Here is a 26813-nt window from a genome sequence, read left to right as displayed (position 1 = left end):
AACTCCCACGCTTCATGCGCCAGTTGGTAATCGATTCGGCGAGCGAGGCCTGTTCGGTAGCGTTGCTGGAGGGCGCTGACGTTGTGGATTACCGGCACGAGGTGATCGGTCGCGGCCATGCCGAGCGGCTGGTTCCCCTGATTGCTGAACTCATCAATGGCGGTAAAGCCGACGCGATCGTCGTCGGTTGCGGACCGGGCAGCTTTGCCGGGGTGCGGATCGGCGTTGCCGCGGCGCGTGGACTGGCGCTGGGCTGGCAGGTGCCGGTGCGGGGGTTTTCGACGCTCGCGCTCGTCGCGGCCAGCGCCGCCGAAGCGATAGCGGCAGCAGGCGGCGCGCTCGTCGTGATGGAGGGCGGGCATGGCCAATGGTTCGTCCAGCCTTTCGCCGCCGACCTCTCGCCGCGCGCGGAACTCCGTTCGCTGTTGCCTGATGAAGCGGCCGCGCTGACCGATGAACTGGTCGTCGGCAATCGCGCCGAACCGCTCGTTGCGCGGCGCGGTACCGGCCGCGCGCTGGCGATGCTGCCCGACGCGCGGGCATTTTGGCGTCTGCCGCCGGCGGCATTGCTCGACCAGCCCAGCCCGATTTATGGCCGCGCGCCCGACGCCAAGCCGATGGCGCCGGCATGACCCACGACATCCGCCTGACCACCGCGCGCGTCGCCGATCTCGCCGCGGTGATGCGCGTCATGGATGCCGCTTTTGAACCCGCCTATGGCGAGGCGTGGAGCGGGGCACAGCTGCTCACCCTGTTTGCCCTGCCTTCGGCGCGGGTGTGCATCGCGTGGGTTGGCGACCAGCCATGCGGCTTTTCGGCAGCGCGGATTGCCGGACCCGAAAGCGAGCTTTTACTGCTCGCGGTCGACCCGGCTTGGCGCGGACGCGGGATCGGCAAGTTGTTGATACAGGACTGGCAGGCTTGGGCCGCTGCGCAGGGTGCCAATGACTATTTTCTCGAAATGCGCGCCGACAACGATGCGATACATCTGTATTTACAGACCGGCTTTTCGGAAGTCGGGCGACGCGCTGCCTATTATCGCGGTCAGGATGGCAAGATGCGCGATGCTATTACGATGCGCCGCACGCCGCTAGTGGCCGGAAACAACTGATCGGTCGTTGCGCATTCGCTTGCAAAGTGGCAACATTGTAAGTGGCGTCGCAAGAATTCCAATGGTCGCCGTCCAGATTCTGGGTCAAAACAATAAGGAATAGTCTCATGTCCGACCAAGCCGATACCAACGAGATGCTCGTTACACTGACCGCAGACATTGTCGCCGCGCATGTCAGCAATAACAGCGTAGCGATTTCCGATCTTTCTTTGCTCATCAACAATGTTCATGCCGCTTTGACCGGGCTCGGCTCCGCGCCGGTCGTCGAGGAAAAGCTCGTTCCCGCGGTATCGATCCGCACGTCGGTCAAACCCGACTTCATCACTTGCCTGGAAGATGGCAAGAAGCTGAAGATGTTGCGCCGTCATTTGATGACGCATTATGGCATGACGCCCGACGATTACCGCACCAAATGGGGGCTGCCCGCCGACTATCCGATGGTCGCGCCCAATTATGCCGAACGGCGCCGCGCGCTGGCGAAAGAAATCGGGCTGGGCACCAAGGGGCGGGGCGGCGGACGCAAGCGCAAGGTCAAAGCCTGAGCCGCTGCTCCTGGGCGCCCGGACCGGCAGGGAAAGGGGGGTGCCCGGGGGGTGCCACCCTTGTCCTATCGCCAGGGTGACCCTATACAGTTGTTATAAGAAAGACGCGGCTGCATCTTGCAGGAAAGGCCAGCATGTCCGGTACCATCGATCTCGAAGCCCTGTGCCACGAAAAGGGGCTGCGCATTACCGAGCAGCGCCGCATCATCGCGCGCGTCATCTCGGATTCCGAGGATCATCCCGATGTCGAAACGCTCTATGAGCGCGCGTCCAAGATCGACAGCGGCATTTCGATCGCCACCGTTTACCGCACGGTGCGCCTGTTCGAAGAGGCAGGCATCCTCGATCGCCATGATTTCGGGGACGGGCGCTCGCGTTACGAAGCCGCGCCCGAGGCCCATCACGATCATCTGATCGACGTCGAAACGGGCAAGGTGATCGAATTTGTCGATCCCGAACTCGAAGCGTTGCAAAAGGTGATCGCCGAACGGCTGGGCTTCCGCCTCGTCGACCATCGCATGGAGCTTTATGGTGTCGCCCTCGATCGCAAGCGCGACTGATCGCGCCGCGATCACTTGGCGGACGGTCGCCCGCCTGACCCTGATGGTGCTGGCGCTCCTGTTTCTGATCGTGCCGCACCTCCTGTATCGCGCCGTCGGTCGGCCGTCGCCGATGGTCATGGCCTTCCTCAATGCCGCGGGATGGATCGCCGGGCTGCGGATCCGCACCACGGGCACCCGCCTCCGCCGCGACGTGCTGTTCGTTTCGAACCATGTCAGTTGGCTCGATATCCTTGCGCTTGGCGGCGCCGCGCGCTCGGCGTTCGTGTCAAAGGCGGAAGTGAAAACGACGCCTTTCGTCGGCTGGCTCGCCGATCAGAACAGCACCATCTATGTCCAGCGCGAGGCGAAGCGCGACATCCACAGCCAGGCGAACAGCCTGCGCGATGCGCTCGCGCGTGGACGCCCGGTGACGCTGTTTCCCGAGGGGACGACCGGACCCGGCGACGGTCTGCTGCCCTTCCGCGCCTCGCTGTTCCAGGCGATCATCCCGACCCCGCCCAAATTGCAGGTCCAGCCGGTGTTCCTCGATTATGGGCCGGAGGCGAACGACATCGCATGGCTCGACCCCGAATCGGGGCTCGATAACTTCAAACGCCTGCTCGCGCGCAAGCAGCCAATCCCGCTGACCATCCACTATCTCGACCCACTGCCCGACGCCGTCGAGCAGGATCGCAAGGCGATCAACGAGGCGGCACGCGCGGCCATTGCCGCCAAAATCGCGGCGGCTTCCGCCGCGCCGCGGCATCGCCTATAGCGCGCCGATGAAATCCGACTCCCCCACCACCGCCAAGACCTTTCACGTCAAATCCTTCGGTTGCCAGATGAACGTCTATGACGGCGATCGCATGGCCGAGATGCTGGCAGCCGAAGGCTATGTCGCCGCCGCCGACGGTGCCGACGCCGACCTGGTCGTGCTCAACACGTGCCACATCCGCGAAAAAGCCGCCGAGAAAGTCTATTCGGACATCGGCCGTTTGAAGCGCGCCGACGGCAGCCGCCCGACGATCGCGGTGGCAGGCTGCGTCGCGCAGGCCGAGGGTGCCGAAATCGCCCGCCGCGCCCCCACTGTCGACGTCGTTGTCGGCCCGCAGGCGTACCACCGGCTGCCCGACCTGCTCGCGCGCGCGGCGCGCGGCGAGAAAGCGGTCGACCTTGACATGCCCGCCGCCAGCAAGTTCGGCGCTTTGCCAAAACGCGGCGCGAGTCAGCGCCCGACCGCCTTCCTGACGGTGCAGGAGGGCTGCGACAAATTCTGTACCTATTGTGTTGTTCCCTACACCCGCGGCGCCGAGATCAGCCGACCGTTCGCCGACCTGATCGCCGAGGCCCGCGCCCTGATCGCGGGCGGCGCGCGCGAGATCACCTTGCTCGGCCAGAACGTCAACGCGTGGGACGGCGAGGATGACCGTGGCAGGGCGATCGGCCTCGACGGCCTGATCCGCGAGCTGGCGCGCGAGGATGGGCTCGAACGCATCCGCTATACAACGAGCCACCCCAATGACATGACCGACGGGCTGATCGCCGCACATGGCGAGGTCGACAAGCTGATGCCCTTCCTCCACCTGCCGGTGCAGGCGGGCAGCGACCGCATTCTCGCCGCGATGAACCGCAGCCACAGCAGCGAGAGTTATTTGCGCGTCATCGAACGCGTCCGCGCGGTGCGCCCCGACATCGCAATCTCGGGCGACTTCATCGTCGGCTTCCCCGGTGAGACCGAGGCGGATTTTCAGGCGACGCTCGATCTGATCCATCAGACGCGCTACGCAATGGCATACAGCTTCAAATACTCGCGCCGCCCTGGAACGCCCGCCGCGACGATGGACGATCAGATTTCCGAAGATGTGATGAACGATCGCCTCCAGCGCCTGCAGGCGCTGCTCAACGAGCAGCAACAGGCGTTTAACGAAGCGAGCGTCGGCAGCACGGCGCGGCTGCTCCTCGAACGCAAGGGCAAGCTCGACGGGCAGCTGATCGGCAAGACGCCGTGGCTGCAATCGGCGCATGTGATCGCTCCCGGCCTCGCGATCGGCGACATGATCGACGTGCGGATCGTATCGGCCGGGGCCAACAGCGTTGCCGCCGAGCCTTTGTTCGAAGCGGTCGCCTAGTGCGACTTGCGGAAGCTGTCTCCACGAAGCCACACTCCGTCGCCTTCTGTCGAATCCCTAAACTATCGGTGATGGACTCCCGCCAGTGCGGGAGTACACAGGATCATTCTTAGCCAAGGTGACTTGCCCATATGTCCAAACGCCCGCTGACTGCCTCGACCCCCGCCGAGCCCGGCGACCGCGTCCGACTGACCGCGGAATTTGAGCGAACGCAGCTGTTGGGCATTTTGTTCGGCGAGTTCGATCGCAACCTTGTCGGCATCGAGAACCGGCTTGGCGTCTACATCTCGGCGCGCGGCAACCGGGTCCAGATCGAGGGTGAGGCCGAAGCTGCGGCGCGTGCGCGCGACGTGCTCCTCGATCTCTACAACCGCATCGAACAGGGGCAGGAGGTTGACGCCGGGATGGTCGACGGCGTGATCGCCATGTCGGCGCAGCCGACGCTCGCGGGCATCATCCGTCACGACAAGGACGAAGCGCCGACGGTGATGATCCGGACGCGCAAAAAGACGATCGTGCCGCGCGCCCCGTCGCAGGTGCCCTATATGAAGGCGCTGGCGCGGGACGATGTGATCTTTGCGCTCGGTCCGGCGGGGACGGGCAAGACCTATCTCGCGGTCGCGCAGGCGGTGGCGCAGCTGATAACCGGTAGCGTCCAGCGCCTGATCCTGTCGCGCCCCGCGGTCGAGGCGGGCGAAAAGCTCGGGTTCCTGCCCGGCGACATGAAGGAAAAGGTCGATCCCTATCTGCGCCCGCTCTACGATGCGCTCCACGATTGCTTGCCCGCCGAACAGGTCGAGCGCCGCATCGCCAGCGGCGAAATCGAGATTGCTCCGCTCGCCTTCATGCGCGGTCGGACGCTCGCCGACGCCTTCATCATCCTTGATGAGGCGCAAAACACGACGATTCCGCAGATGAAGATGTTCCTCACCCGCTTCGGCATGAACAGCCGAATGGTCATCTGCGGCGACCCTAAGCAGGTCGATCTGCCGATTCCCGCCAGCTCGGGCCTTGCCGACGCGGTCAGCCGCCTGGAGGGCGTCGAGGGCATCAATGTCAGCTACTTCACCAGCGCCGATGTTGTGCGTCACCCGATCGTGGGGCGGATCGTCGATGCCTATGAAGGGCCGGGGGCTTAACTCCTAAAAATCCTCCCTGTGGCGAAGCCATGGGGAGGGGGACCACTTGCGCAGCGAGGGGTGGTGGGGCGCCGCGACTTTGCGCAACGCCCCTCTGTCAACGCTTCGCGCTGCCACCTCCCCATGGCTTCGCCACAGGGAGGACCGTTGCCGCCTCTCCGCCGCATCATCCTGCGTACAAAACCCAATATCCATACAATCATAGACGCAAACGAGTCGCAATAGCATAAAACTTGACCCCTTGATTTCGCGCGCCTAGAGCGTCGCTATTGCGACTCACTCGCAACCAATTAGGGGAAGCATTTTGATAAACGACCGTTCGCCGTCCGCCATCCGCCTAGTCACCGGCACCGCGCTGGGCCTCGCGCTCGTCGCGACCGCCACGCCGGTCTTTGCGCAGGACAATGACGGCGACTATTGGGCGGCGCGCAAGAGCCAGATCGTCGTCACCGCGACGCGCACGCCCGTGAAGGTCGAGGACATTCCGGTCACCGTCACCGTCAAAGACGCCGAACAGATCGCCGACGAGCTGGTCACCGACATCCGCGACCTCATCCGCTTCGAGCCCGGGGTCAGCGTCCAGCGCCAGCCCGCGCGCTTCGGCGCCGCGCTCGGTGCCACCGGCCGCGCGGGCAACGACAGCTTCAACATCCGCGGTATCGGCGGCAACCGCGTCCTCATCCAGGTCGATGGCGTCCGTGTCCCCGATGGCTTCAGCTTTGGCGCGCAGGCGTCGGGGCGCGGCGACTATGTGGACTTAGGTCTCATCAAGTCGGTCGAAATCCTGCGCGGTCCGTCGTCGGCGCTCTATGGCAGCGACGGCTTGGCGGGCGCGGTCAGTTTCATCACCGCCGATCCCGCGGACTTCCTTGAGGAAGGCAAGAGCGTTGGCGGCCTGCTCCGCGCCGCGTACAGCAGCGCCGACAAGGAGTTCAGCGAAACCGCGATCCTCGCGGGGCGCAGCGGCGACTGGTCGGCGATGGCGGCCTACACCCGCCGCGATTATCAGGAACTCGACAATCAGGGGACGGTCGGCGGCACCGGCGCCGTGCGGACACGGCCCAATCCGCAAGACGGCCGCTCCGACGCCGCCCTCGCGCGCCTCGTTTACGATCCCGCGAACGGCCACAAGCTGCGCTTGACCGGCGAATATCTCGACACGCACCTCTATACCAACGGCCTTTCAGGCCTCAGCGCCTCCGTCGACCGGCTCGAAGGCTTCGACAGCGGAACCCGCAAGCGCGTCTCGCTCGACTGGAGCTGGGAGGGCGAGGGGGCGATCGATTTCGCGCGCGTCGCGCTCTACTGGCAGGACGGCGAGGATCGCCAATATACCGAGGAGGATCGCACCACCCTCCCGGATCGCACCCGTCTCAACACTTTCGAGAACCGCGTATTCGGTGCGTCCGCCGATGCGCGCGCCGACTTTGCCACCGGCGCGATCACTCACCGCCTGGTTTTCGGCGGCGACATCAGCCAGACGCGCCAGCGCGGGCTGCGCGGCGGCACCGTGCCGCCGGCCGGCGAGACCTATCCAGCGCGCGCCTTCCCCACCACCGATTTCACCCGCGCTGGCCTGTTCGTCGGCGACGAAATCGCGATCGCCGATGGGCGCCTGCTGCTCTACCCGGCACTGCGCTTCGACTGGTATGATCTGTCGCCCGACAACGACCCGCTGCTGCCGACCTTCGCCGCGGCGAAACAGGATGGCTCGCGCCTGTCGCCGAAGTTCGGCGCGGTGTGGAAAATCACCGACCAGGTCAGGCTGTTCGCCAATTATGCGACGGGCTTCAAAGCGCCCGAGCCCGGACAGGTTAACCAGTTCTTCGAAAACCTGACCTCGCCCTTCTTTTCCTACCGCTCGATCCCCAATCCCGATCTCGGTCCCGAACGCAGTGAAAGCGTCGAGGGCGGCATCCGCTTTGCCAGCGACGCGGTCAGCCTGGATGTCACGGGCTTTTCGGCGCGCTACAAGGATTTCATCAGCCAGGAACAGATTGGCGGCGCGGGGACGATCGCCAATCCGATCCTCTTTCAATTCGTCAATCTCGACCGCGTCCGCGTCAAAGGGGCCGAGGCGCGGTTCGAGGGGCGAGCGTCCTCCGGCCTCTATGCGACGCTCGCCCTATCCTATGCCAAGGGCGATGTGATCGACCCCGCGGGCGCCCGTTCGCCGCTGTCCACGATCGATCCGCTCAAGCTGGTCGCCGGGGTCGGCTATCGCGAGGCGCAGGGGCGCTTTGGCGGCCAGATCATCATGACGCACAGCGCCCGCGTCAGCGCATCACGCACCACGGGCATTTGCACCCCTGACTGCTTCCGCCCCGATGCCTTTACGATCGTCGATGCGACGGCGTTCGCCCGCATCGTCGACGGGCTGACGCTGCGTGCCGGGGTCTTCAACATCCTCGACAAGACATATGCCTGGTGGAGCGACGTCCGCGGGCTCGCCTCCACCTCGACTGTCACTGACGCCTACACCCAGCCCGGCCGCAACGCGAGCGTATCGCTCAGCTTCCGTTTCTGATCCGCAACGAAGGACTGCATCCCATGAAAACCATCCGCAACCTCGCCGCCGCCGTGCTGTTCTCGGCCGCAATCCCCATCGCGGCTTCCGCACACCCGCCGATCGCTGCCGATGCCGCTGCGGCCAATTTCGAGCAGGACCGCGCCGACATCCTCGCGATGGCGGGCAATTACCGCGTCAGCTTTCACATGCAGGAATCGACGCGCTGGGATCCGAATTACGAAGTGCTCGAACCCAAACGCTCGGGCGGCAACGAGGTCGTCCGCGTGATCGAGGATACGGGGCGCAAGATCGTCCTCCAGCACCTGCTCGTCATCACGACCGACGACGACAAGAGCATGATCATCAAACATTGGCGGCAGGACTGGGAGTATGAGCCTGCCAAGGTGCTCGTTTATTCGGACCGCAACAGCTGGACATGGGAAGACGTCCCCGAACGCATGCGCACCGGCCGCTGGTCGCAGACGGTGTATCAGGTCGATGACAGTCCGCGTTATGGCGGCTGGGGCCAGTTCGAAACGCAGGGCGGTCTCCGCCGCTGGCGTTCGAACTGGACCTGGCGCCCGCTCGCGCGCCGCGATGCGGTGCGGAACCCCGTTTACGACCGTTATCTGTCGATCAACCGCCACCAGCCGAGCCCCGACGGCTGGGTCCATTGGCAGGACAACACCAAGATGGGAACGATGGACGGCAAACTGGTCCCCATCGTTCAGGAATATGTCCTCAACACCTATATCAAATATGACCAATATGACGTGAAGGCCGCCGACGATTATTGGGCCGCGACGAAGAATTATTGGGCCGCGGTGCGCGCCGAATGGGACCGCGTCGCCGCCACCAAAGGCGGTATCGCGATCAACGAGGAGGCGCAAACCGGTACCGTGATCAGCGGTCGCCTCCTCGAGATGGCTGACGAGGTGCAGGACCAGAAACTGACCACCGCCAAGGCTATTGCTGAGGCGAAAAAACTGATCGAGGCGAATACCCGAAAGCTGTGACGACCTTCACCATGTGAATCCCGGCACTGGGGGCGGTCCGTCAGGGCCGCCCCTATTTTGCATTACGCCTTTGCGCGTGCCCCATCCACGCTCCAGATCCCGGCCCCGCGCGTCGCGATGAACAGGAAGATGAAGCAGTAGAGCGCGATCGTCTCGCCGCCATTGGCGATCGGGAAGGGGCTTTGCATCCCGTGCGCGACCCAATAGCCGACCGCCGACATCCCGCTGGCGATAAACGCCGCGGGGCGGGTGAACAGCCCGATGGCGATCAGCGCGCCGGCGATCAGCTCGATCGCGCCTGCGGCTTGCAGCATCGGCGTCAACGGATAGGGAAAGGCGGCGGGGAAATTGATAAATTTCTGCACCCCATGCGCCATGAACAACAGACCCGCGACGATGCGCAGCAGCGCGTAGGCCTGTTCGCCGAAACCATCGAGAAACTTCATGATTGGACCCCTCCTCATCATTGTCGAGGCAACCAAGCTAACGGATTTTCACACCCGTGCGAAATTTTTTCGCGCGCCATGTCACACCTGCCGATCCTGTCTCGTCAAGTCGGTACAAACCAACCAAAGGAGACAGATTATGACCGTCGTAACCGACCCCTTCGCCGCCGCGCCGCAGCTGATGAAACAGTGGATGAGCGTCAGTCTGGCGGTGCAGGACAGCCTGGAGCCGAGCCTGATCGAGCTGGTCAAAATTCGCGCCTCGATCCTCAACGCCTGCGCCAATTGCATCAACATGCACACCGCCGAAGCGCGCGCCAAGGGCGAGACCGAGCAGCGTATCTATTTGCTCGCGGCGTGGCATGAGGCTCCCGTCTATACCGCGCGCGAACGCGCTGCGCTGGCGTGGACCGATGCCTTGACCCGTCTGTCCCAAGGCCACACACAACAGGCTGCGAAAGACGGACTCGAAGCGCATTTCACGGCGGAGGAACAGGTGAAGCTGACGCTGATGATCAACATCATCAATGGCTGGAACCGCCTCGCGGTCGGTTTCGACCTGTGGTTCGAACAGCCGGCGGCTAAGGCGGCCTGATGACCCGGACGGGTTCCCAAGATGCGGCAGACGCGGCGGACAGTTTCGACCCGATGCGCCCGCTGCTCACCCGCGTTGCATACCGCATGCTCGGCTCGGTCGCCGATGCCGAGGATGTGGTGCAGGATGCCTTCATCCGCTGGCTCGGCATCGACCGGAGCGAGGTGCGCGAGCCTGCGGCGTTCCTGCGCCACACCGTGACCCGGCTCTGCCTCGACCAGATCAAATCGGCGCGCCATCAACGCGAGACCTATGTCGGTCCCTGGCTCCCCGATCCGCTGGTCGAAGAGGAGGAAGCCGACGACGTCACCCTGCCGCTGATGCTCGCGCTCGAACGCTTGTCGCCGCTCGAACGCGCCGCCTTTCTGCTCCACGACGTGTTCGGCGTCGAATTCGACGAGGTGGCGAAGACGATCGACCGCGATCCCGCGGCAACGCGCCAGCTCGCCGCGCGCGCCCGCACCCACGTTCGCGACGCGCGCCCGCGCTACAAGCTCGAGAAGGAGCAGGGGCTCCAGATCGCCAACGCCTTTTTCGCCGCCTCGCGCAGCGGCGACATGGCCGCGCTTGGCGCCATGCTCGCCGCCGATGTCGGCCTATGGTCCGACGGCGGCGGCAAGCGTCCGGCGGTCACCGAGCCGGTGTTCGGTTACGACATCGTGCTCAAGCTGCACCGCAGCCTGGCGGTATTGTTCGGCAAATATGGCTCGACGCTGGTCCACGCCGGGACGATCAATGGCCTGCCGGGCTTCGTCACCCGCGAGGCTGACGGCAAGCTGCAAACCACCGCGCTGGAGATCGAGGACGGCAAGGTGGTCGGCATCTATGTGATGCGCAACCCCGACAAGCTGGCGCATGTGCATTGATGGCCGCTCCCCACCTCAAACCACCCCTCCCCGGAACCGGAAAAAACGCTGTCCTACATTCTCGCGCCGCGGTAGCGGATGGGCATGAGCTTCAACGCTGATCCTGCGAGGGCAAGCCCCGCCCTGAAAGCGCAAATTGCGAATGAACTTGCGCAGTTTTCCGCCATTTATCTTCCGCGAGGTCTTGCATGCTGAGCGTCGAAACCCACGCCGCGACGCCATGGCCCGACGCGCTCGATTGGGAGGCGCGCGCCGCGGAAGCCGTGGCCGCCGCCCTCGCGTTGACGCCCTATGCGGCGCTCACCAACGCAGCGCCGCTGGTCGAGGTTGCGGTACGGCTGACCGACGATGCTGAGGTTCAGACGCTCAACCGCGATTTCCGCGGCAAGGACAAACCCACGAACGTGTTGTCCTTTCCGCAAGTGCAGGACGATCTCCTCGAAGGTCTGGCGAACAGCGACGACGGCGAAATCCTGCTCGGCGACATCGTGCTGGCGCGCGAAACCTGCGCGCGCGAAGCCGAAGAGAAGGCAATTTCGATCGCCGACCATGCGACGCATCTGATCGTCCATGGCACGCTGCATCTGGTCGGCTATGATCATGGGGACGATGCGAGCGCCGGGGCAATGGAGGCATTGGAAGTGAAAGCACTTGCATCGCTGGGCATCGCCAATCCATATGCAGATCAGGACTAACAGAGGAACCACGACATATATGCCCGACGACCAGGGATCTTCGACCCGATCGGAAGAGGACAGTAGGTCCGGCCTGTGGGCCGGGCTCCGGACATTGCTGTTCGGCGGCGACAAGGAACCGTCGCTGCGCGAACAGATCGAAGAGGTTATCGACGAGGCCGAAGAAGAGGGGCACGACCGGCGCGGCAGCAATATCGTCGGCGATATGTCGCCGATCGAGCGCAAGATGCTGCGCAACCTGCTCCATTTCGGCGAACAGACGGTCGACGACGTCGCGGTACCGCGCGCCGACATCATCGCCATCCCCGAAAGCGCCAGCTTTGATGAAATCGTCGCGCAATTTGCCGAGGCGGGGCATAGCCGCCTGCCGGTGTACCGCGAAAACCTGGACGAAGTGGTCGGCATGATCCACGTCAAGGACGTGTTCGCGGTGCTCGCCGAGGGCCGCCCGCCGCCGCCGCTGCTCGACCTGCTCCGCCAGCCGCTCTATGTGCCGCAATCGATGGGGGTGCTCGACCTGCTCGCCGAAATGCGGGCGAAACGCACCCATCTGGCCATCGTGATTGATGAATACTCGGGGACCGAAGGCCTGCTGACGATTGAGGATCTGGTCGAGGAAATCGTCGGCGAGATCGAGGACGAGCATGACGACGAGCCGACCGCGCTGTTCATGGCTGGCGAAGACGGCTGCTGGAACGCCGATGCGCGCGCCGAGCTCGACGATGTCGGCGAAGCGATCGATCCGCGGCTCGCCGAGATCGACGAAGATGTCGATACGCTCGGCGGCCTGGCCGCAGTGCTTGCGGGCCATGTGCCGCAGGTCGGCGAAATCTTATTTCACCCGAGCGGTTGGCGGATCGAGGTAACCGAGGCCGACGAACGCCGCGTTCATCGCCTGCGCCTGCACCCGCCCGTCGTCGTCGATCTGGAAGCTTCGACCGAGCGCCGCGAGGAGTTCTGACGAATTGCCTTTGTCGGCGCGAGGGACTAGCTGGGTCCCGATGGACGTCTCCGACCTGCGCATCGCCCTGTTCAGCGGCAATTACAATATGACCGTCGATGGGGCGAACAAGGCGCTGAACCGCCTTGTCGGCTATCTGCTGGCGCAGGGCGCCGCGGTGCGGGTTTATTCGCCGACCGTCGCCAACCCCGATTTCGAACCGACAGGCGATCTGGTCAGCGTGCCCTCCTTCGCAATCCCTGGCCGCAGTGAATATCGCATCCCGGTCACCTTTTCATCGCGGGTGCGGCAGGACATCGCCGCTTTCGCACCGAATATCCTCCATATCTCCAGCCCGGATCGCGTGTCGCGTCAAGCGGCATCGTGGGCGCGGCGGCGGCGGTTGCCGGTCGCATGTTCGGTCCACACGCGCTTCGAAACCTATTTTCGCTATTACAACCTGTCGTTCCTCGAACCCGTGATGGTGGCGTGGCTGCGCAAATTGTACCGCAAGTGCGACGCGCTGATCGCGCCGTCGGAGAGCTTTGCGCAGGTGCTGCGCGACCAGCGGATGAATTACGACATCGGCATCTGGACGCGCGGCGTCGAGCAGGGCGTGTTTCATCCGGGCCGCCGCGACATGGCGTGGCGCCGTTCGCTCGACATCGCCGACGACGTTCCCGCCATCGCGTTTCTGGGACGGCTGGTGATGGAAAAGGGGCTCGATGTGTTCGCCGACGCGATCGATGTGCTGGCCCGGCGTGGGGTGCCGCACAAGGTGGTCGTCATCGGCGAGGGGCCGGCCGGTGACTGGTTCGAATCGCGGCTTCCGAACGCCAGATTTGTCGGTTTTCAGGGCGGCGAAGACCTCGCCCGCGCGCTCGCGTCGTGCGATATCTTTTTCAACCCGTCGGTCACCGAAACCTTTGGCAATGTGACGCTGGAGGCGATGGCGTGCGGACTTCCCGTGGTCGCGGCGCGCGCCACGGGAAGTGCCAGCATCGTCAAGCATGGCCGGACGGGGTATCTGGTCGCGCCGGGTTCGATCACCGGTTTTGCCGATCATCTTCAGCGCTATTGCCGCGACCTCCCGCTCCGCGCCGACCATGGCGCGGCGGCGGTGGCCGAAAGCGGCGCCTATCAATGGGACGCCATCAACCAGGCGGTCGCCGACACCTATCTGCGCCTGATTCGCCAGAAACAGCGGCGCGGGGGCTGAGCGTCCGATGGGCGGAGACTTGTTCGGCGGCGATCCCCCGGGACAACGCAACGTCGCTGCAACCGGCCCGGTGCCACTCGCCGAACGTCTCCGCCCGCGCACGCTGACCGACGTCGTCGGGCAGGAACATCTGACCGGACCCGAAGGCACGATCGGCCGCATGGTCGCGGCAGGGCAATTGTCGTCGATCATCCTGTGGGGACCGCCAGGCACCGGCAAGACGACGATCGCGCGGCTGCTTGCCGAAGCGGTAGGAATGCGCTTTTCGGCGCTGTCGGCGGTGTTCTCGGGCGTCGCCGACTTGCGGACGGCCTTTGCCGAGGCCGAAAAAATGGCCGCAGCGGGCAAGCGGACCTTGCTGTTCGTCGATGAGATTCACCGCTTCAATCGCGCGCAACAGGACGGCTTCCTGCCCTATGTCGAGCGCGGCACGGTGGTACTGGTCGGCGCGACGACCGAAAATCCTAGCTTTGCCTTGAACGCGGCGCTGCTGTCGCGGGCGCAGGTGCTGGTGCTCAACCGCCTCGGCGAGGATGCGCTGAAGCAGCTCGTCGCGCGTGCCGAGGGCGATATCGGACGCAGCTTACCGGTCACCGACGATGCCCGGGCCGCTTTGGTCACGAGCGCCGACGGCGACGGGCGCTTCTTGCTCAACCAAGTCGAGACGCTGTTCGCCGCGGCGATCCCTGATCCCCTCGATCCGGCAGCGCTCGCACAGTTCCTGCACCGCCGGATGCCGGTCTATGACAAGGACCGCGACGGTCACTACAATCTGATTTCGGCGCTGCACAAGGCGCTGCGCGGATCCGATCCGCAGGCGGCGCTCTATTATCTCGCGCGAATGGTCGTCGCGGGTGAGGAGCCGCTCTATGTGCTCCGTCGACTGGTGCGGTTCGCAAGCGAAGACGTCGGCCTCGCCGATCCACAGGCGCTGGTGCAATGCCTTGCCGCCAAGGACGCTTATCAGTTTCTTGGTTCGCCCGAGGGCGAACTGGCGATCGTCCAAGCATGCCTCTATCTTGCCACCGCCCCGAAATCGAACGCGGCCTATGCGGCGCAGAAGGGGGCTTTCGCATCGGCGCGCGACACGGGATCGCTCGCGCCGCCCGCCAATATCCTCAACGCGCCGACCAAGCTGATGAAAGACTTGGGTTACGGCGCGGGCTATGCCTATGACCATGATGCGCCCGATGGCTTTTCAGGGGCAGATTACTGGCCGGAAGGCATGAGCGCGCAAACTTATTATCAACCGACCGACCGCGGATTCGAAAAGCGGATCGCCGAACGCATGGCGTGGTGGGATGAGCAGCGCCAGACGCGGCCATCCTGACTGGATCGCCGGGCCATCATCAGCCAGCCCTATTCGAACGGGGGATAGCGTTCGAAGGTGGGCAGGCTGTCCAGATTTTCCATCCAGCCGATCCGCTCGGCGGTCTGGATCTGCACCTGCGCCGGGATCATCCCGGGATCGTCGAGGGTCGCCGACTGCACATCGATCTGCCCCGGAAAAATCGCTTCGCTGGTATAGAACAGCCCGGTCCCGCATTCGCCGCAAAAATGGCGCCGGCCATGTTCGGACGACGCATAGATTTTGGGCGTGCCGGTGATCTCGATCTCATCCTGACCAACCAGCGCCCATCCCACTATCGGCGCGCCCGCATGGCGGCGACAATCGCTGCAATGGCAGAGCGCGTGATGCTGTACCGCAGTGCTCATCGAATAACGGATCGCGCCGCAATGGCATTGCCCGGTCGCCCGAGAGCTCGAATCACGCATGGCCGTTCTCCTTGATTGACGATGAGAACATAACATAAACATATGCGATCGCGCAATTGCTTGGCGGGTCATTGTGCCGGTCGAAAACGATAATTGCCGTTGAAAATCGGCATACCCAGCGGCGTTGATGGCATGTTATCTGCATTGCAGCCGAAGTTAACGCCGAATTATCCATAATGTGGCAAGGCGTGGCGATGACGAATAGACAGCTTTTCGGCCTGACCGTCCAACGACCGATGGTTTTCGCTGCGATGGCCTTTGTTCTTGCCGCATTGCAGGGTGCCGACGCCAATCTAAGTCTCTTTTTTCTGCATCGCCAAGACCGCTGGTTGTTATTCGTAGGCGTATTGTTGCTAGCGCTTTGTGTTTGGCGTCTTCCCGCGCGCGAACAGGCTTTCGCAGGTGGCTGGCGGCTGGCGTTGACCATCGGCACCCCGATGGCGATCGTTGCCTTTGCCGGGCATTATTTCATCCTGTCCGGCTATGATCTGAGCCGCGATGAGCAGATGGCGACCTTTGATGCGCAGGTCTTTGCGCAGGGACAACTTGTTGCACCGTTAAGCGGTATCTGGCGCGACCATGCCGATGCACTCAATACGATGTTTATGTATCCCACCACCCAAACCGCGGGCTGGATATCCGCCTACTTGCCGTTGAACGCTCTGCTGCGAACCCTGTTTGGTTTTGTCGGCGACCCTGCCTTGTCTGGTCCCGTCATGCTGTTGCTGGGCGCTTTTGCGCTGTGGAAATGTGCAAGACGAATATGGCCCGCCGATCACGAAGCGGCAGTCGTGGGGCTTTTACTCTATCTTGGATCAGGGCAGATCCTGTTCAACGGCATGACGGCATATGCCATGCCGGCCCACCTTGCCTTGAACCTCTGTTGGCTTTGGCTTTTCTTGCGCCGAACGCTGTGCACCGATGTGGCAGCGCTGGCGGTCGGTTTTGTCGCGGTTGGGCTGCATCAACCCGTCATGCATCCGATGTTTGCTGCGCCAATTCTCTTCCTGCTGGTCATCGAGCGCGACTGGCGCCGTGCCGCCGTTTACCTCTTGGGCTATGCTGCGATTGGAGCGTTCTGGGCTTGGTGGCCCAACGCCATGTGGGCGCTAGTCGAAGCCGATGCGGTGGCGCCCAAAGAACAAGGGATCGACTATCTCAGTCGGCTCGTCCTTACAGTGACGCAGGGCGATGGTTTGCGCATCGCCAACATGGTCGCGAACATCCTCCGCTTTTTTGCCTGGCAGCATTTGCTGCTGCTGCCGCTCTTGCCGCTCGGGCTGATGATCGCGCGTAAGGATAGGCTGGCGGGTGCATTGACGGCAGGCATATTGCTGACAATCGCGGTGATGCTCGTCATCTTGCCGTATCAAGGGCATGGCTTCGGTTATCGCTACCTGCACGGCCTGATCGGCAATGCCATCCTGCTCGCGGTTTATGGCTGGACGGCGCTGGGTGACGCGCGGGCGCGTTGGCGGCCTCTACTCATGCGGACGACGGCGGCGGGGCTGGTCATCATCTTGCCGTTGCAAGCCTGGATGGCGCATTCCTTTTATGCGCCCTCGGCGCAGGTGTCGCAGCGTCTTTCGGCGATCGACGCCGACTATGTTGTGATCGGGGCAGGCGATGCGCCCTTTGCTGCGGATCTTGTTATCAACTCGCCTTTTCTTGTCGAACGCCCGATCAGGCTGCTGCGCGAAGCTATGACACCCGCCGCGCTGCGCGCCGTTTGCAAGCCAAAACCGCGGGTTGTCATGGCCGGATGGACTGAGCTGGCGCCGATCTTCCGCTATTATGGCCTGGAAATTCCTCCCGCTTCCACCACGGCTCGGACATTTGCCGGCGACCTGCGGCGCGCCGGTTGCCAAATCATCCCAAGCCGGTGACGCTTTGCTGCGCCGTCCAGCTTTTATGGGATGTTAACCACAAGTTTCTAGACTCGTCAGAGCGCCGATTTCTGGGGAGTTTTGGATGTATCAGCCTCTGGCCGAGGCGGCGACGCTCGATCGGGCGAAGCCACTGGGTGTGACCATTGTCATGCCGTGCCTCAATGAAACGATCAGCTTGCCCCATTGTATCGCGAACGCTCACGACGCGCTGCGGCTGATCGAGGACCGTTTTGGCTTGGCGGGCGAAATCGTCATCGCCGACAACGGGTCCACTGATGGCAGCCAGACGCTTGCCGAATCACTCGGCGCACGGGTGATCGCGGTGCCGCGGCGCGGCTACGGTGCGGCGCTTATCGGTGGCTGCCATGCGGCCTATGGCGACTACATCCTGATGGGTGATTGCGACGGTAGCTATAATTTTACTGAAGGCGTCGCGATGATTGGCAAGCTGATCGAAGGCCATGATCTTTGCATGGGCTCGCGCTTCGACGGCGGAATCGCGCCCGGCGCCATGCCCTGGAAGAACCGGCACATCGGGAATCCGGCTCTCACCGGCGTTCTCAATCTCTTCTTCCGCTCGGGCATCAATGATGCCCATTGCGGATTGCGCGCGATCAGCCGCGACGCGTTCGCGCAGTTGGGACTGTCCGGCGAAGGCATGGAATTTGCCAGCGAAATGGTCATCAAGGCTTCGCTCAAGAAGATGCGTGTCGCCCAGGTTCCCGCAACCCTGTCGGTCGATCTGCGCGACCGCGCGCCGCACCTGCGCCCCTGGCGCGACGGATGGCGCCATCTGCGCTACCTGTTGATGCTCAGCCCAACATGGGTGTTCGGGGTGCCCGGAGTGACTGCGGTGCTCCTTGCTGCCATCATATTTGGCGTCGCGGGGGCTTATGCGACCGGTCTGGTGGCTGGAACGCCCTTTTTCGGCGTCAGCTGGTGCGTCATCGCAGCGTTTCTGGCGACTTCCGGTCATTTCTGCCTGCTCATGGGGACGGCCATGCACCTTCATGGGGTACGAAGCGGCTATCGCCGTTTGCGTCCTTCAATTGCCCGTTTGGGGCAGATCCTGACATTAGAGACCATGCTGGTTGCGGGTCTTGCCCTGATCGTCGTTGCGTTGTTCACGCTGGGGCTCGTCGGGATGCAATGGAGCAAGGGCGGCTTCGAAGCATTGAATAATCCGCTGCCGCTGATCGGCGGCGCTGCGCTTGGCGCGATCGGCCTGCAGACGGCGTTCGGCGCTTTCGTGCTCGCGATTATCGCCGGAAATGACAATCGTCTGGCGCCAGCTACGGAAGCGGTCGGCGGATGAAGCGCCCGTTGCTCTCCGTCGTCATGCCAGTCCATGGCGGCGGACAATGGCTCGATGAGGCTCTGGCGAGCGTCCAGGCAGGCGATCGCGACGAAGTCGAAATCGTCATCCGCGATTCGAGCCCCGGCAGATCCTGCGAAGCGATCGTGAAGAAGCACGCTGGCAGATTGCGGATCGATTATGCTTATCTGCCTGAAATACCGAGTTGGACGCGAAAGACCAATCTGGCCGTCGAGGCGGCGAGCGCAGCGCATGTCTGCCATTTGCATCAGGACGATCTTTGGCTTGAGGGTCGGCTCGCGGTCGCACGCGAGATGATCGCGGCGGCGCCGGATGCAGCACTTTTCCTGACGCCCGCCGTCATTGTTGATGGAGGAGGAAAGCGGCTTGGTCGGTGGCGCCCGCCTTTTCATGTCGGCTTCATCGATTCCGCATACTATCGCGACGCGTTACTGGTCCAAAATTCGATAGCAATCCCCGCACCCATCTTTCGCCGTGATGCTTATCTCGCCGTCGGCGGCATGGACGAAAGCCTGTGGTATACGCCCGATTGGGATTTGTGGTTCAAGCTGGCGAAACAGGGGCCAGTTTATTATGACCCGCGCGCAGTTACTGCTTTTCGCATTCACAAAAACTCACTGACGATGACGGGCGATCGACGGGAGTTGGCCGAGCAGATGGACCTGATCCTCGAACGCAATTTGCGCGCCGACGGAAAAACCGAACGGATCAGCCGCACGTCTGCAAAAATCAACGCGCTACTTTCGGACGCTGCGCTTGGGCACCCCTATGCTATGATCAAGGCGCTCGCCATTTTCCTTTCGCTTGGCCCTGCCGAGGGCAGCCGCTACATTCGCTATTCACGTATTGTCGAGCGGGTCGTGCCGCGGATCAAACTGCGTTTTGCGGGGACGATGTAACGATGGCGCTTGGCTCGCTAGTCCGCAAAAGCTTTGGCCGTCACGAGCATCGCGTCGCCCAACTGTATCGCGGCGCCTTCATGGATCTTCGAGATTACGCGGGCAAGATCGGCGATTGGGCACCAAAGGCTCGCCGCATTCTGGAAGTCGGATGCGGCGAGGGTGCCGTTACGGAGATTCTTGCCGAGACCTATCCCGATGCCGATATTCTGGCGATCGACATCGCATCCAGTGCGGGGCGTCTCTATCGCGGCCGCCCCAACGGCGTCGAGTTTCGGCAGGCTCCGGTTCTCGATATTGCCGCCGAATATCCCGCGTCGTTCGACTTGATCACCTTGTCGGACGTAATGCATCATATTCCGTTGGAGTTTCACGCCGAAATTCTCGACGCCGTCCGCCGCTGCTTGGCGCCGGGGGGGCGGTTCGTGCTCAAGGATTGGGCGCGGACGCCTACCCCCATTCATTGGCTCTGTCATGCCGGCGACAGGTGGCTGACCGGCGACCGGGTGCACTATCTCACACCGCTGGAAGCGATGACGCTGGTGACATCGAGCGTTCCCGATTTCATGCTGGTCGCGCAGGGCCATATCGGTCCTTGGAGAAACAATTATTCGCTGACTTTTCAATGTTGAAGTCGCTGCTCGACAACAGGCCGACACGCTATCTTGTCGTGGGCGCGATCTGTGCAGTCGCCAATAATATCATCTTGATCGCCAGTGATGCGGCAGGTTTGCATTACTGGTTCGCAGTGCTTTTGACCTTCGTGCTGATGGTGCCGCCAAGTTATGTCGCCCACGCTTTGTGGGTGTTCGGGGTTCGGGCAACATGGCACGCTTTTGGCCGTTATGTTGCCGGAACACTGTCGAGCCTGGTGGTCGCGACGCTGGCTATCGGGTTACTTTGTGGCGTTCTGCTGCTACCTATGGTCGCCGCAGCGCCAATCGCTACGCTGACGATGGTGCTTTACAATTATCTGATGACGCGCTGGGCCGTGTATCGCGGTCACGTCCGCGCCATTCCCGCCTTCGCCGATCCTACAGCCTGATCCGCACGACGTAGCCAAAGCTGCGAAGTGGAAAGAGGCATTCATAGGCGCGGATGATGGTTTCGACCACTTTGACAGCAATTCGCTTGGGTCCGGTCGACTGCAACAACATTTCGGTTGCGTAAAAACGGTAGGGAATGATGTCCCAGTCGCGGCACCCGGCACGCTGGCACAGGGTGTTCAGCGTCTTGTATGTCGATGTCAAGAGATGGTCGCGATGCTGTGCCTCGCGGCCGATAGTGCCGAGCAGGGCGTTCGCGAACGAAGCACCGTTAGGGGTCGAGATCAGCATTTCGCGACCAGGATAAGACAGTTTTATCCTGGAGAGGAATTGAAGCGGATTCTCGATATGTTCGATGAACTCGCCGGCGACGATAATGTCGACAATGTCGGGCGCGACATCCGGGTTCGTGCCGTCACCCTTGATGATCTTGGAATTGGGCCCGGTTACCAATCCGTCTACCGGCAGATGTTCGGATAGGTCGATCCCGGTCACCTGCTTGGCGAGCGCGGCGATACGCTGGTGGAGCCATTCGTTCGTATTCTGCTTGTCGAGCGCGGTCTCGTCAAGGCAGCCGATATCGAGCACACGTTTGCCGCGGCAGCGTTCGGCGATGAAACTGACGCGCTCGACCGGGCGGCCTATGTGCAGGCGTTCGAGCGTTTGATAGGCAAGTTGCGGCACGGCTAGTGCTTGTCGCGCTGATAGACGTGAGGGTTGCGCCACAACGCGCCGCCCGTAGAATTTAATATGGTGGTACGGAGCGCATTGTCCGCCCGCATGGTAAAGTCCGCGAGTCCGCGACCATGTTCGGCGCGAAAGGTCGTGGCATGAGAATAGTTCGTCGCGCCGGGCGCCGCACGGGAAAAATAATAGTTGGAGACACAGCACCGGCGTCCGTCGTGCCTGACCTCGTTAACAGAATGCCATGACTGGTCGTCGGTCAACATGATGACAAGGCTGTTGAAAAGGCTTGGGATGGTACGCGGTTTTCCGCGCGGTCCGTTGTCCCAAAGCTGGAGCGAACCACCGAAATCTTCGCGCCATCCGGGCGTGACATAAAAGAGCAGGTTGAGAGCGCGGTAGCGTTTGCGATCCTTGTCGTGCGAATTGTCGAGATGCGGGCGCAGATAGGCGCCTTTCGACATTGCGCTGATTCCGCCGGCATAGAGATCGGCGTCGGGTTCGAGCGTGGTGAGTCCGGTGATGTGGCCGACCAGATCGACGACACGTGGATCCTGAAACGCATAGACGATCTCTTCGAGGAGCGGATCATGCTCGTCCATCTGCGCCACGACGTGCTTGTTTTCCTTTATCGAGCGTTTCAGAATCATACGCTCCGAGGCAGGAAAGGCACGATAGACCTGTTCGACCAAATCGGTGGGAAGGATGTTCTTCGCTTGGCACGCTGCAATTCGTCCCGCCGTCCCGAATTCTCGGCCAAGCCTCTCGACCTCTGGATTGAGCCGGGCGACGATCAGATCGGCGATTTCGGTGCGGTTCATCATCGTGGTCCTCTATGCCCGGTTGACCATGATATGGTTAAGGAATTGCTAAATCCGCCGCATCAGTCGCCAAGATCCACCCCATGCGTCTCGGCCCACGCCCGATACTGGCCGCGCGGGTTCGACGACGGTTGTGCCAAAATCGTCGGCATATCCGCGCGCAGCGCGCTGAGGTCCAGCGAGCGGATCATGGCTTTGACCGGACCGACCCCGGCGGGGGTGATCGACAGGCGTTCGATGCCGACGCCGAGCAGCGCCATGGCTTCCAAAGGCCGCCCGCCCATCTCGCCGCACACGCCCAGCGCGACCTTCGATCCCGATACCGTGCGCACCACGCGCGCCAGATAGCGCATGACGATCGGCGACAGCCAGTCGTAACGCTCGGCCAGACGCGGGTGGGCGCGGTCGGCGGCGAACAGGAACTGGGTGAGGTCGTTGGTCCCGATCGACAGGAAGTCGAGATGCGGCAGCATCAGGTCGAGCGTCTCGAGCAGCCCTGGCACTTCGAGCATGGCACCATAACGGATCGCGACCGGCAGTTTCTTGTTATGCTGCGCCAGCCAGGCTCGCTGCCCGACGAAAAGGCTGCGGGCGGCTTCATATTCCCAGGGTTCGGACACCATCGGGAACATGACGTTGAGGGTGCGGCCGGCGGCGGCCTCCATCAGCGCCCGCGCCTGAACCTTGAGCAGGCCTTCGCGTTCGAGTGCGAGGCGCAGGGCGCGCCAGCCCATCGCAGGATTTTCCTCGAGCGCGCTGTCGCCGACATTCATATAGGGCAGCGCCTTGTCGCCGCCGATGTCGACGGTGCGAAAGATCACCGGCCGGTCGCCCGCCGCGTCGAGGACGTCGCGATAGAGCCGTTGCTGGCGGTCGCGCGAGGGCAAGGTCGCCGAAACCAGGAACTGGAACTCGGTGCGGAACAGGCCGATACCGCGCGCACCGGTCAGGTCGAGCGCGGCGACATCTTCGCGCAGCCCCGCATTGATCATCAATTCGATGGGTATGCCATCCTTGGTGACCGCGGGCAGGTCGCGCAGCGCGGCCAGATTGGCGCGGCGCTTTTGCGATATCACCAGCTTGGCGTCGAACGCATCCTGCACCGCCTGCGTCGGGCGGACGTGCAGCGCGCCCGCCGCAGCATCGAGCAGCAACAAATCGCCTTCGCGGATCGAGGCGCGCACGTCGCTGACGCGGCCGATGACGGGAACGCCCATCGCGCGCGCGACGATGATGACGTGGGCGGTGAGCGAGCCTTCCTCCAGCACGACGCCTTTCAGGCGGCGGCGGTCATATTCGAGCAGTTCGGCGGGGCCGAGGTTGCGCGCGATCAGGATTGAATCCTGACGTAGCCCCATCTGCGCCGCGGTACCCATTTGCCCCGACACAATGCGGATCAGCCGGTTCGACAGATCCTCCAGGTCGTGCATGCGATCGCGCAGCAAAGCATCGTCGATCTGGCGCATTCGCATCCTGGTGCGTTGCTGTACGCGCTCGATCGCGGCTTCGGCGGTCAGGCCGCTGTCGATCGCTTCGTTGATCCGCCGTGACCAGCCTTCGTCATAGGCGAACATCTTGTACGTCTGAATGACCTCGTCATGTTCGCCGCCAACCCCAAAGTCGGCCTGGCTCGCCATGCGGTCGATCTGTTCGCGCATCTTGTCGAACGCGGCATAGACGCGGTGCCGTTCGGCTTCGGTATCTTCGGCGACGGTATGTTCGATGGTGATGCGCGGCTGGTGGAACACCGCGACTCCGGCGCCCATGCCGTCGACCAGCTTCTGGCCGGTCAGCCGCTGCGCCGACTGGTCTGCAGCGGCGGCGTCGGTGCGCGCGGCGGTGTCCACCAGGTCGGCGTTGGTGATCAGTTCGGACAGCACCATGGCGACCGTCTGCAACGTCTCGATTTCAATATCGGCGTAGCGGCGCGGGTCGGCGTGTTGGACGCAGAGGACGCCGACGGCGCGTTCGCGGCGGATGATCGGCACCCCGGCAAAGCTGTGGAACAATTCTTCGCCGGTTTCGGGACGGTACGAAAAGTCGGGGTGCGCCGCCGCCTCGTCGAGGTTGAGCGTTTCGATCTGGTCGGCGATCATGCCGACCAGCCCTTCGCCGAGCCCGAGGCGGGTGACGTGCACCGCCTCCTGCTTCAACCCGCGCGTCGCATAAAGTTCCAGCGCGCCGTCGCGCAGCAGGTAGATCGAACAGACCTCGCTATCGAGGCACTCGCCGATGATCCCGACGACCTGATTGAGCTTGCCCTGCGCGTTGGCGCGCGAAGCCATCACCTCGTGCAACCGGGTCAGGATGGTCCGCGCCGACTGTGCGGCCGACGAAGGGGGAGGCGGGGCGTTGGTCATTCGCCCCCTGCTAACAGATGGATGCGCCGAGCGCCATGACCCCCGCGCCCCGCCGAGGCCAATCTATTCTTCGCTGTCGCCAAGCTTGCGTCAGTTGGTCCCGACCGGCGCGGTCGGCCCCTGCGCTGCACCCGGCGGCGTGGCGGTCGTCGTGGTCGGCGCGAAGGGCGTAGCCGGTGCCGGGGCAGTCATGATCGCTGGTGGCGGGGCATATTTGGCGTCCCATGCGACGACATCATACTGATATTTGGCGTAGGCCTCGTAAAACTCATGGAAGGGTTCATCGAGCCGCGCCAGATGTGCGGGCGCCTGTTCGACGACCTGTGCGGTCGGCGTCGACGAGACCATCTGCGCGATTTCATTGGCGCGGGTGCAAAAGGCCCGCTGCGCCGGGGGCTGCGCGAAATAGTTGAACAGCTGGGTCGACAGTTTGTCACGGGCCGCGGTGCCGTTCGTCTTGGTTTCCTTGCCCAGCTGCGTGATCACATTTTTCTCGGTCGAGCGGATGACCTTGCCATGCGCCTTGATGATATTGTTGTATGCCGACACCAGCGTCGTTTCTTCCAGGCCGCGGCAACCGATGGCGGCGACGTTCAGCCCGATCTTGAGCTGCCAGAAGGCGCGGTCGCCGGTGACATTGCTGTTCGCGGTGACAAATTTGCCGTCGATCCCGCGACCCGGCAGGATCTGCGTCAGCGAGGCGTTACCCGGGGGCAGCGGGCGCGGCGGCACGACGATCACGACCGGCGGCGGCGGCGGTGGAGGGGGCGGCGGTGGCGGCGCTTTGGTACAAGCGGCCACGCTCGCCAGCAGTCCGGCCACGATGATCTTGCGCGACAAATTCATGAACTTCTCCCCAGCCGCCATATCATGCGGCATCAACCCCGAGCGTGCAATGCGGCGTCGGCCTGTTGCACCAAAGTTGCGATGATATCGGCAACGCTCTCTTCTTCGGATACCATACCGACAGATTGCCCTGCCATTAACGAACCATTTTCGACGTCGCCGTCGATCACCGCGCGGCGAAGCGCACCCGCCCAATAATGTTCGATTTCCAACTGCGCTTCCGTCATGTCGACCTCTCCCAGATCAAGTTTGTTTGCGACCTCGCGCTGCTTGGCGGTGAACGCCTCGGTCCCGGCATTTTTGAGCGCGCGCACGGGGATGACCGGCAGGCGCGGGTCGATCTGGACACTCGCGACGGCTTCGCGCGCTGAAGCGCGCATGAACGCCTTTTTGAAATTGGGATGTGCGATGCTTTCGGTGGCACAGACGAAACGGGTGCCGAGCTGGACGCCCGAGGCGCCCATCTCCAGATAGGCGGCAATCGCTTCGCCGCGACCGATGCCCCCGGCGACGAAGATCGGCACCTCGTCCGCAAGCGTCGGCAGGATTTCCTGCGCCAGCACACTAGTCGATACCGGGCCGATATGGCCGCCGGCTTCCATCCCCTCAATCACCAGCGCATCGACGCCCGACCGAACGAGCTTTTTGCCCATCGCCAGGGTCGGCGCAAAACAGATGACCTTGGCTCCCGATGCCTTGATCGCCTCCAGGCTGCCTTTGGGCGGCAGACCGCCCGCCAGCACGACATGTCCCACGTCATGTCTGGCGCAGATGTCGATCAGCTCGAACAATTGAGGATGCATCGTGATCAGATTGACGCCGAACGGCTTGGTCGCCAGCGCCTTGGTCGCGGCAATTTCGGCATCGAGCAAAGCGGGTGTCATCGCGCCGCATGCAATCACCCCAAAGCCGCCGGCGTTGCTGATCGCGCTGACCAGATGGCGTTCGGAAACCCAGCTCATCGCGCCGCACAGGATGGCGTAGTCGCTGCCGAGCAGTTCGGTCCCGCGCGCCATCAATTCGTTCATTTTGCTCATTGAGGCTGCCTTTGCCAGCAGTAGGACTCGCGCGCAATCCCTACCAGTATCGCCGCCATCGGCCCGTCGCAGATGCGAATCCATTTGGCGCGACAACCGAACCTTTCGGCGCAGAAAGCAAATCAAACATTGTCAACCGAAACACTTGGCATATGCTTGGGCGGCGAATCCACTAGGGAAAGGAATAATCATGAGCACTGCCCAGGAGACCGCGAAAGCCGGGTCCGAGCAGACGCCGCGCGCCGTGCAGACGGTGCTCGACGCGCTTGAAAAGCTAAAATTCGGCGCGATCCAGCTGACCGTCCATGAAGGGCGGCTGGTGCAGGTCGATGTGACCGAACGGCACCGCTACCCGGGCTGAACCCTACCG

General features: G+C 63.0%; 28 protein-coding genes. 21 read left to right on the top strand and 7 right to left on the bottom strand.

Annotated features, from left to right (window positions below; genetic code table 11):
- The first annotated feature begins 14 nt into the window (after window positions 1-14).
- From tsaB to B4F07_RS07630, 9 genes are all read left to right on the top strand, one after another.
- Window positions 15-632 carry a tRNA (adenosine(37)-N6)-threonylcarbamoyltransferase complex dimerization subunit type 1 TsaB gene (tsaB, locus tag B4F07_RS07670; RefSeq protein ID WP_293698317.1) on the top strand — a complete coding sequence of 206 codons (618 nt, stop codon included), beginning with the start codon at window positions 15-17 and terminating at the stop codon, window positions 630-632.
- A complete protein-coding gene (locus B4F07_RS07665; RefSeq protein WP_293698315.1) occupies window positions 629-1111 on the top strand; it encodes a GNAT family N-acetyltransferase in 483 nt (160 codons plus the stop codon). Before tsaB ends, B4F07_RS07665 begins: the two co-directional genes overlap by 4 nt.
- Window positions 1112-1218: 107 nt before the next feature.
- On the top strand, window positions 1219-1653 hold the full coding sequence (locus tag B4F07_RS07660) for a MucR family transcriptional regulator (protein WP_293698312.1): 435 nt from the start codon (window positions 1219-1221) through the stop codon (window positions 1651-1653).
- Between the two features lie 134 nt (window positions 1654-1787).
- Window positions 1788-2213, top strand: a complete 426-nt coding sequence (locus B4F07_RS07655) for a Fur family transcriptional regulator (RefSeq protein ID WP_058805138.1) — start codon at window positions 1788-1790, stop codon at window positions 2211-2213.
- Window positions 2182-2970 (top strand): 1-acyl-sn-glycerol-3-phosphate acyltransferase, encoded by a 789-nt coding sequence (locus tag B4F07_RS07650; RefSeq protein ID WP_293698304.1) that lies wholly within the window; start codon window positions 2182-2184, stop codon window positions 2968-2970. The genes B4F07_RS07655 and B4F07_RS07650 overlap by 32 nt, the downstream gene beginning before the upstream one ends.
- Window positions 2971-2977: 7 nt before the next feature.
- On the top strand, window positions 2978-4324 hold the full coding sequence (gene miaB / locus B4F07_RS07645) for a tRNA (N6-isopentenyl adenosine(37)-C2)-methylthiotransferase MiaB (RefSeq protein ID WP_293698301.1): 1347 nt from the start codon (window positions 2978-2980) through the stop codon (window positions 4322-4324).
- Window positions 4325-4455: 131 nt separating this feature from the next.
- Window positions 4456-5463 carry a PhoH family protein gene (locus tag B4F07_RS07640; RefSeq protein WP_293698298.1) on the top strand — a complete coding sequence of 336 codons (1008 nt, stop codon included), beginning with the start codon at window positions 4456-4458 and terminating at the stop codon, window positions 5461-5463.
- A gap of 304 nt (window positions 5464-5767) precedes the next feature.
- On the top strand, window positions 5768-7990 hold the full coding sequence (locus B4F07_RS07635; RefSeq protein WP_293698296.1) for a TonB-dependent hemoglobin/transferrin/lactoferrin family receptor: 2223 nt from the start codon (window positions 5768-5770) through the stop codon (window positions 7988-7990).
- A 23-nt stretch (window positions 7991-8013) separates the two neighbouring features.
- Complete coding sequence (locus B4F07_RS07630) at window positions 8014-8988, top strand: DUF6607 family protein (protein WP_293698293.1); 975 nt, start codon at window positions 8014-8016, stop codon at window positions 8986-8988.
- Window positions 8989-9050: 62 nt separating this feature from the next.
- Here B4F07_RS07630 and B4F07_RS07625 read toward each other — a convergent pair whose 3' ends face one another.
- Complete coding sequence (locus B4F07_RS07625) at window positions 9051-9434, bottom strand: DoxX family protein (RefSeq protein WP_293698290.1); 384 nt, start codon at window positions 9432-9434, stop codon at window positions 9051-9053.
- Between the two features lie 139 nt (window positions 9435-9573).
- Here B4F07_RS07625 and B4F07_RS07620 point away from each other — a divergent pair, with 139 nt between their 5' ends.
- From B4F07_RS07620 to B4F07_RS07595, 6 genes are all read left to right on the top strand, one after another.
- Window positions 9574-10029 (top strand): carboxymuconolactone decarboxylase family protein, encoded by a 456-nt coding sequence (locus tag B4F07_RS07620; RefSeq protein WP_293698288.1) that lies wholly within the window; start codon window positions 9574-9576, stop codon window positions 10027-10029.
- The gene (locus B4F07_RS07615; RefSeq protein ID WP_293698285.1) at window positions 10029-10895 is read left to right on the top strand and encodes a sigma-70 family RNA polymerase sigma factor; all 867 of its coding nucleotides are present in this window, start codon (window positions 10029-10031) and stop codon (window positions 10893-10895) included. The genes B4F07_RS07620 and B4F07_RS07615 overlap by 1 nt, the downstream gene beginning before the upstream one ends.
- 188 nt (window positions 10896-11083) lie before the next feature.
- Window positions 11084-11590 (top strand): rRNA maturation RNase YbeY, encoded by a 507-nt coding sequence (gene ybeY / locus B4F07_RS07610; RefSeq protein WP_293698282.1) that lies wholly within the window; start codon window positions 11084-11086, stop codon window positions 11588-11590.
- Window positions 11591-11609: 19 nt separating this feature from the next.
- On the top strand, window positions 11610-12551 hold the full coding sequence (locus tag B4F07_RS07605; protein ID WP_293698279.1) for a hemolysin family protein: 942 nt from the start codon (window positions 11610-11612) through the stop codon (window positions 12549-12551).
- Window positions 12552-12591: 40 nt separating this feature from the next.
- On the top strand, window positions 12592-13749 hold the full coding sequence (locus B4F07_RS07600) for a glycosyltransferase family 4 protein (protein WP_293698277.1): 1158 nt from the start codon (window positions 12592-12594) through the stop codon (window positions 13747-13749).
- A 7-nt stretch (window positions 13750-13756) separates the two neighbouring features.
- Window positions 13757-15079 (top strand): replication-associated recombination protein A, encoded by a 1323-nt coding sequence (locus B4F07_RS07595; protein ID WP_293698274.1) that lies wholly within the window; start codon window positions 13757-13759, stop codon window positions 15077-15079.
- Between the two features lie 29 nt (window positions 15080-15108).
- Here B4F07_RS07595 and B4F07_RS07590 read toward each other — a convergent pair whose 3' ends face one another.
- The gene (locus B4F07_RS07590; RefSeq protein WP_293698271.1) at window positions 15109-15525 is read right to left on the bottom strand and encodes a GFA family protein; all 417 of its coding nucleotides are present in this window, start codon (window positions 15523-15525) and stop codon (window positions 15109-15111) included.
- A gap of 194 nt (window positions 15526-15719) precedes the next feature.
- Between B4F07_RS07590 and B4F07_RS07585 the strand changes: the two genes are divergently transcribed.
- The 5 genes from B4F07_RS07585 to B4F07_RS07565 all read left to right on the top strand — a co-directional run bounded on the left by B4F07_RS07585 (window position 15720) and on the right by B4F07_RS07565 (window position 20694).
- Complete coding sequence (locus B4F07_RS07585) at window positions 15720-17411, top strand: hypothetical protein (protein ID WP_293698268.1); 1692 nt, start codon at window positions 15720-15722, stop codon at window positions 17409-17411.
- A gap of 85 nt (window positions 17412-17496) precedes the next feature.
- A complete protein-coding gene (locus B4F07_RS07580; protein WP_293698265.1) occupies window positions 17497-18729 on the top strand; it encodes a glycosyltransferase family 2 protein in 1233 nt (410 codons plus the stop codon).
- Entirely contained in the window at window positions 18726-19649 is a 924-nt protein-coding gene (locus B4F07_RS07575; RefSeq protein WP_349681318.1) for a glycosyltransferase family 2 protein, read from the top strand. The genes B4F07_RS07580 and B4F07_RS07575 overlap by 4 nt, the downstream gene beginning before the upstream one ends.
- A 2-nt stretch (window positions 19650-19651) precedes the next feature.
- Window positions 19652-20281, top strand: a complete 630-nt coding sequence (locus B4F07_RS07570) for a class I SAM-dependent methyltransferase (protein ID WP_293698262.1) — start codon at window positions 19652-19654, stop codon at window positions 20279-20281.
- Window positions 20275-20694, top strand: coding sequence for a GtrA family protein (locus B4F07_RS07565; protein WP_293698259.1), 420 nt, complete (start codon window positions 20275-20277; stop codon window positions 20692-20694). The genes B4F07_RS07570 and B4F07_RS07565 overlap by 7 nt, the downstream gene beginning before the upstream one ends.
- On the opposite strand, the gene B4F07_RS07560 is transcribed toward B4F07_RS07565, so the two are convergent.
- From B4F07_RS07560 to B4F07_RS07540, 5 genes are all read right to left on the bottom strand, one after another.
- A complete protein-coding gene (locus tag B4F07_RS07560; protein WP_293698256.1) occupies window positions 20684-21379 on the bottom strand; it encodes a class I SAM-dependent methyltransferase in 696 nt (231 codons plus the stop codon). The two genes, B4F07_RS07565 and B4F07_RS07560, sit on opposite strands and share 11 nt — an antisense overlap.
- A 2-nt stretch (window positions 21380-21381) precedes the next feature.
- Window positions 21382-22203 carry a 2OG-Fe(II) oxygenase gene (locus B4F07_RS07555; RefSeq protein ID WP_293698253.1) on the bottom strand — a complete coding sequence of 274 codons (822 nt, stop codon included), beginning with the start codon at window positions 22201-22203 and terminating at the stop codon, window positions 21382-21384.
- A 59-nt stretch (window positions 22204-22262) separates the two neighbouring features.
- A complete protein-coding gene (ptsP, locus tag B4F07_RS07550; RefSeq protein WP_293698251.1) occupies window positions 22263-24560 on the bottom strand; it encodes a phosphoenolpyruvate--protein phosphotransferase in 2298 nt (765 codons plus the stop codon).
- Window positions 24561-24650: 90 nt separating this feature from the next.
- On the bottom strand, window positions 24651-25406 hold the full coding sequence (locus B4F07_RS07545) for a hypothetical protein (RefSeq protein ID WP_293698248.1): 756 nt from the start codon (window positions 25404-25406) through the stop codon (window positions 24651-24653).
- 32 nt (window positions 25407-25438) lie between these two features.
- Window positions 25439-26443: an NAD(P)H-dependent flavin oxidoreductase gene (locus B4F07_RS07540; RefSeq protein ID WP_293698245.1), complete on the bottom strand. Its 1005-nt coding sequence runs from the start codon at window positions 26441-26443 to the stop codon at window positions 25439-25441.
- A gap of 190 nt (window positions 26444-26633) precedes the next feature.
- Between B4F07_RS07540 and B4F07_RS07535 the strand changes: the two genes are divergently transcribed.
- A complete protein-coding gene (locus tag B4F07_RS07535; RefSeq protein WP_293698242.1) occupies window positions 26634-26804 on the top strand; it encodes a YezD family protein in 171 nt (56 codons plus the stop codon).
- Window positions 26805-26813: the final 9 nt, after the last annotated feature.

Source organism: Sphingopyxis sp. UBA6723 (assembly GCF_002454115.1).
Taxonomy (GTDB): Bacteria; Pseudomonadota; Alphaproteobacteria; order Sphingomonadales; family Sphingomonadaceae; genus Sphingopyxis.
The sequence above is the reverse complement of the archived record's forward strand: the minus strand, read 5'-3'. Positions and strand labels throughout refer to the sequence as shown.

Coding starts and splice junctions, on each gene's coding strand:
- tsaB (WP_293698317.1), top strand. CDS start 15: ATGCGCCAGTTGGTAATCGATTCGGCGAGCGAGGCCTGTTCGGTAGCG.
- B4F07_RS07665 (WP_293698315.1), top strand. CDS start 629: ATGACCCACGACATCCGCCTGACCACCGCGCGCGTCGCCGATCTCGCC.
- B4F07_RS07660 (WP_293698312.1), top strand. CDS start 1,219: ATGTCCGACCAAGCCGATACCAACGAGATGCTCGTTACACTGACCGCA.
- B4F07_RS07655 (WP_058805138.1), top strand. CDS start 1,788: ATGTCCGGTACCATCGATCTCGAAGCCCTGTGCCACGAAAAGGGGCTG.
- B4F07_RS07650 (WP_293698304.1), top strand. CDS start 2,182: ATGGTGTCGCCCTCGATCGCAAGCGCGACTGATCGCGCCGCGATCACT.
- miaB (WP_293698301.1), top strand. CDS start 2,978: ATGAAATCCGACTCCCCCACCACCGCCAAGACCTTTCACGTCAAATCC.
- B4F07_RS07640 (WP_293698298.1), top strand. CDS start 4,456: ATGTCCAAACGCCCGCTGACTGCCTCGACCCCCGCCGAGCCCGGCGAC.
- B4F07_RS07630 (WP_293698293.1), top strand. CDS start 8,014: ATGAAAACCATCCGCAACCTCGCCGCCGCCGTGCTGTTCTCGGCCGCA.
- B4F07_RS07625 (WP_293698290.1), bottom strand. CDS start 9,434: ATGAAGTTTCTCGATGGTTTCGGCGAACAGGCCTACGCGCTGCTGCGC.
- B4F07_RS07620 (WP_293698288.1), top strand. CDS start 9,574: ATGACCGTCGTAACCGACCCCTTCGCCGCCGCGCCGCAGCTGATGAAA.
- B4F07_RS07615 (WP_293698285.1), top strand. CDS start 10,029: ATGACCCGGACGGGTTCCCAAGATGCGGCAGACGCGGCGGACAGTTTC.
- ybeY (WP_293698282.1), top strand. CDS start 11,084: ATGCTGAGCGTCGAAACCCACGCCGCGACGCCATGGCCCGACGCGCTC.
- B4F07_RS07605 (WP_293698279.1), top strand. CDS start 11,610: ATGCCCGACGACCAGGGATCTTCGACCCGATCGGAAGAGGACAGTAGG.
- B4F07_RS07600 (WP_293698277.1), top strand. CDS start 12,592: ATGGACGTCTCCGACCTGCGCATCGCCCTGTTCAGCGGCAATTACAAT.
- B4F07_RS07595 (WP_293698274.1), top strand. CDS start 13,757: ATGGGCGGAGACTTGTTCGGCGGCGATCCCCCGGGACAACGCAACGTC.
- B4F07_RS07590 (WP_293698271.1), bottom strand. CDS start 15,525: ATGCGTGATTCGAGCTCTCGGGCGACCGGGCAATGCCATTGCGGCGCG.
- B4F07_RS07585 (WP_293698268.1), top strand. CDS start 15,720: ATGACGAATAGACAGCTTTTCGGCCTGACCGTCCAACGACCGATGGTT.
- B4F07_RS07580 (WP_293698265.1), top strand. CDS start 17,497: ATGTATCAGCCTCTGGCCGAGGCGGCGACGCTCGATCGGGCGAAGCCA.
- B4F07_RS07575 (WP_349681318.1), top strand. CDS start 18,726: ATGAAGCGCCCGTTGCTCTCCGTCGTCATGCCAGTCCATGGCGGCGGA.
- B4F07_RS07570 (WP_293698262.1), top strand. CDS start 19,652: ATGGCGCTTGGCTCGCTAGTCCGCAAAAGCTTTGGCCGTCACGAGCAT.
- B4F07_RS07565 (WP_293698259.1), top strand. CDS start 20,275: ATGTTGAAGTCGCTGCTCGACAACAGGCCGACACGCTATCTTGTCGTG.
- B4F07_RS07555 (WP_293698253.1), bottom strand. CDS start 22,203: ATGATGAACCGCACCGAAATCGCCGATCTGATCGTCGCCCGGCTCAAT.
- ptsP (WP_293698251.1), bottom strand. CDS start 24,560: ATGACCAACGCCCCGCCTCCCCCTTCGTCGGCCGCACAGTCGGCGCGG.
- B4F07_RS07545 (WP_293698248.1), bottom strand. CDS start 25,406: ATGAATTTGTCGCGCAAGATCATCGTGGCCGGACTGCTGGCGAGCGTG.
- B4F07_RS07540 (WP_293698245.1), bottom strand. CDS start 26,443: ATGAGCAAAATGAACGAATTGATGGCGCGCGGGACCGAACTGCTCGGC.
- B4F07_RS07535 (WP_293698242.1), top strand. CDS start 26,634: ATGAGCACTGCCCAGGAGACCGCGAAAGCCGGGTCCGAGCAGACGCCG.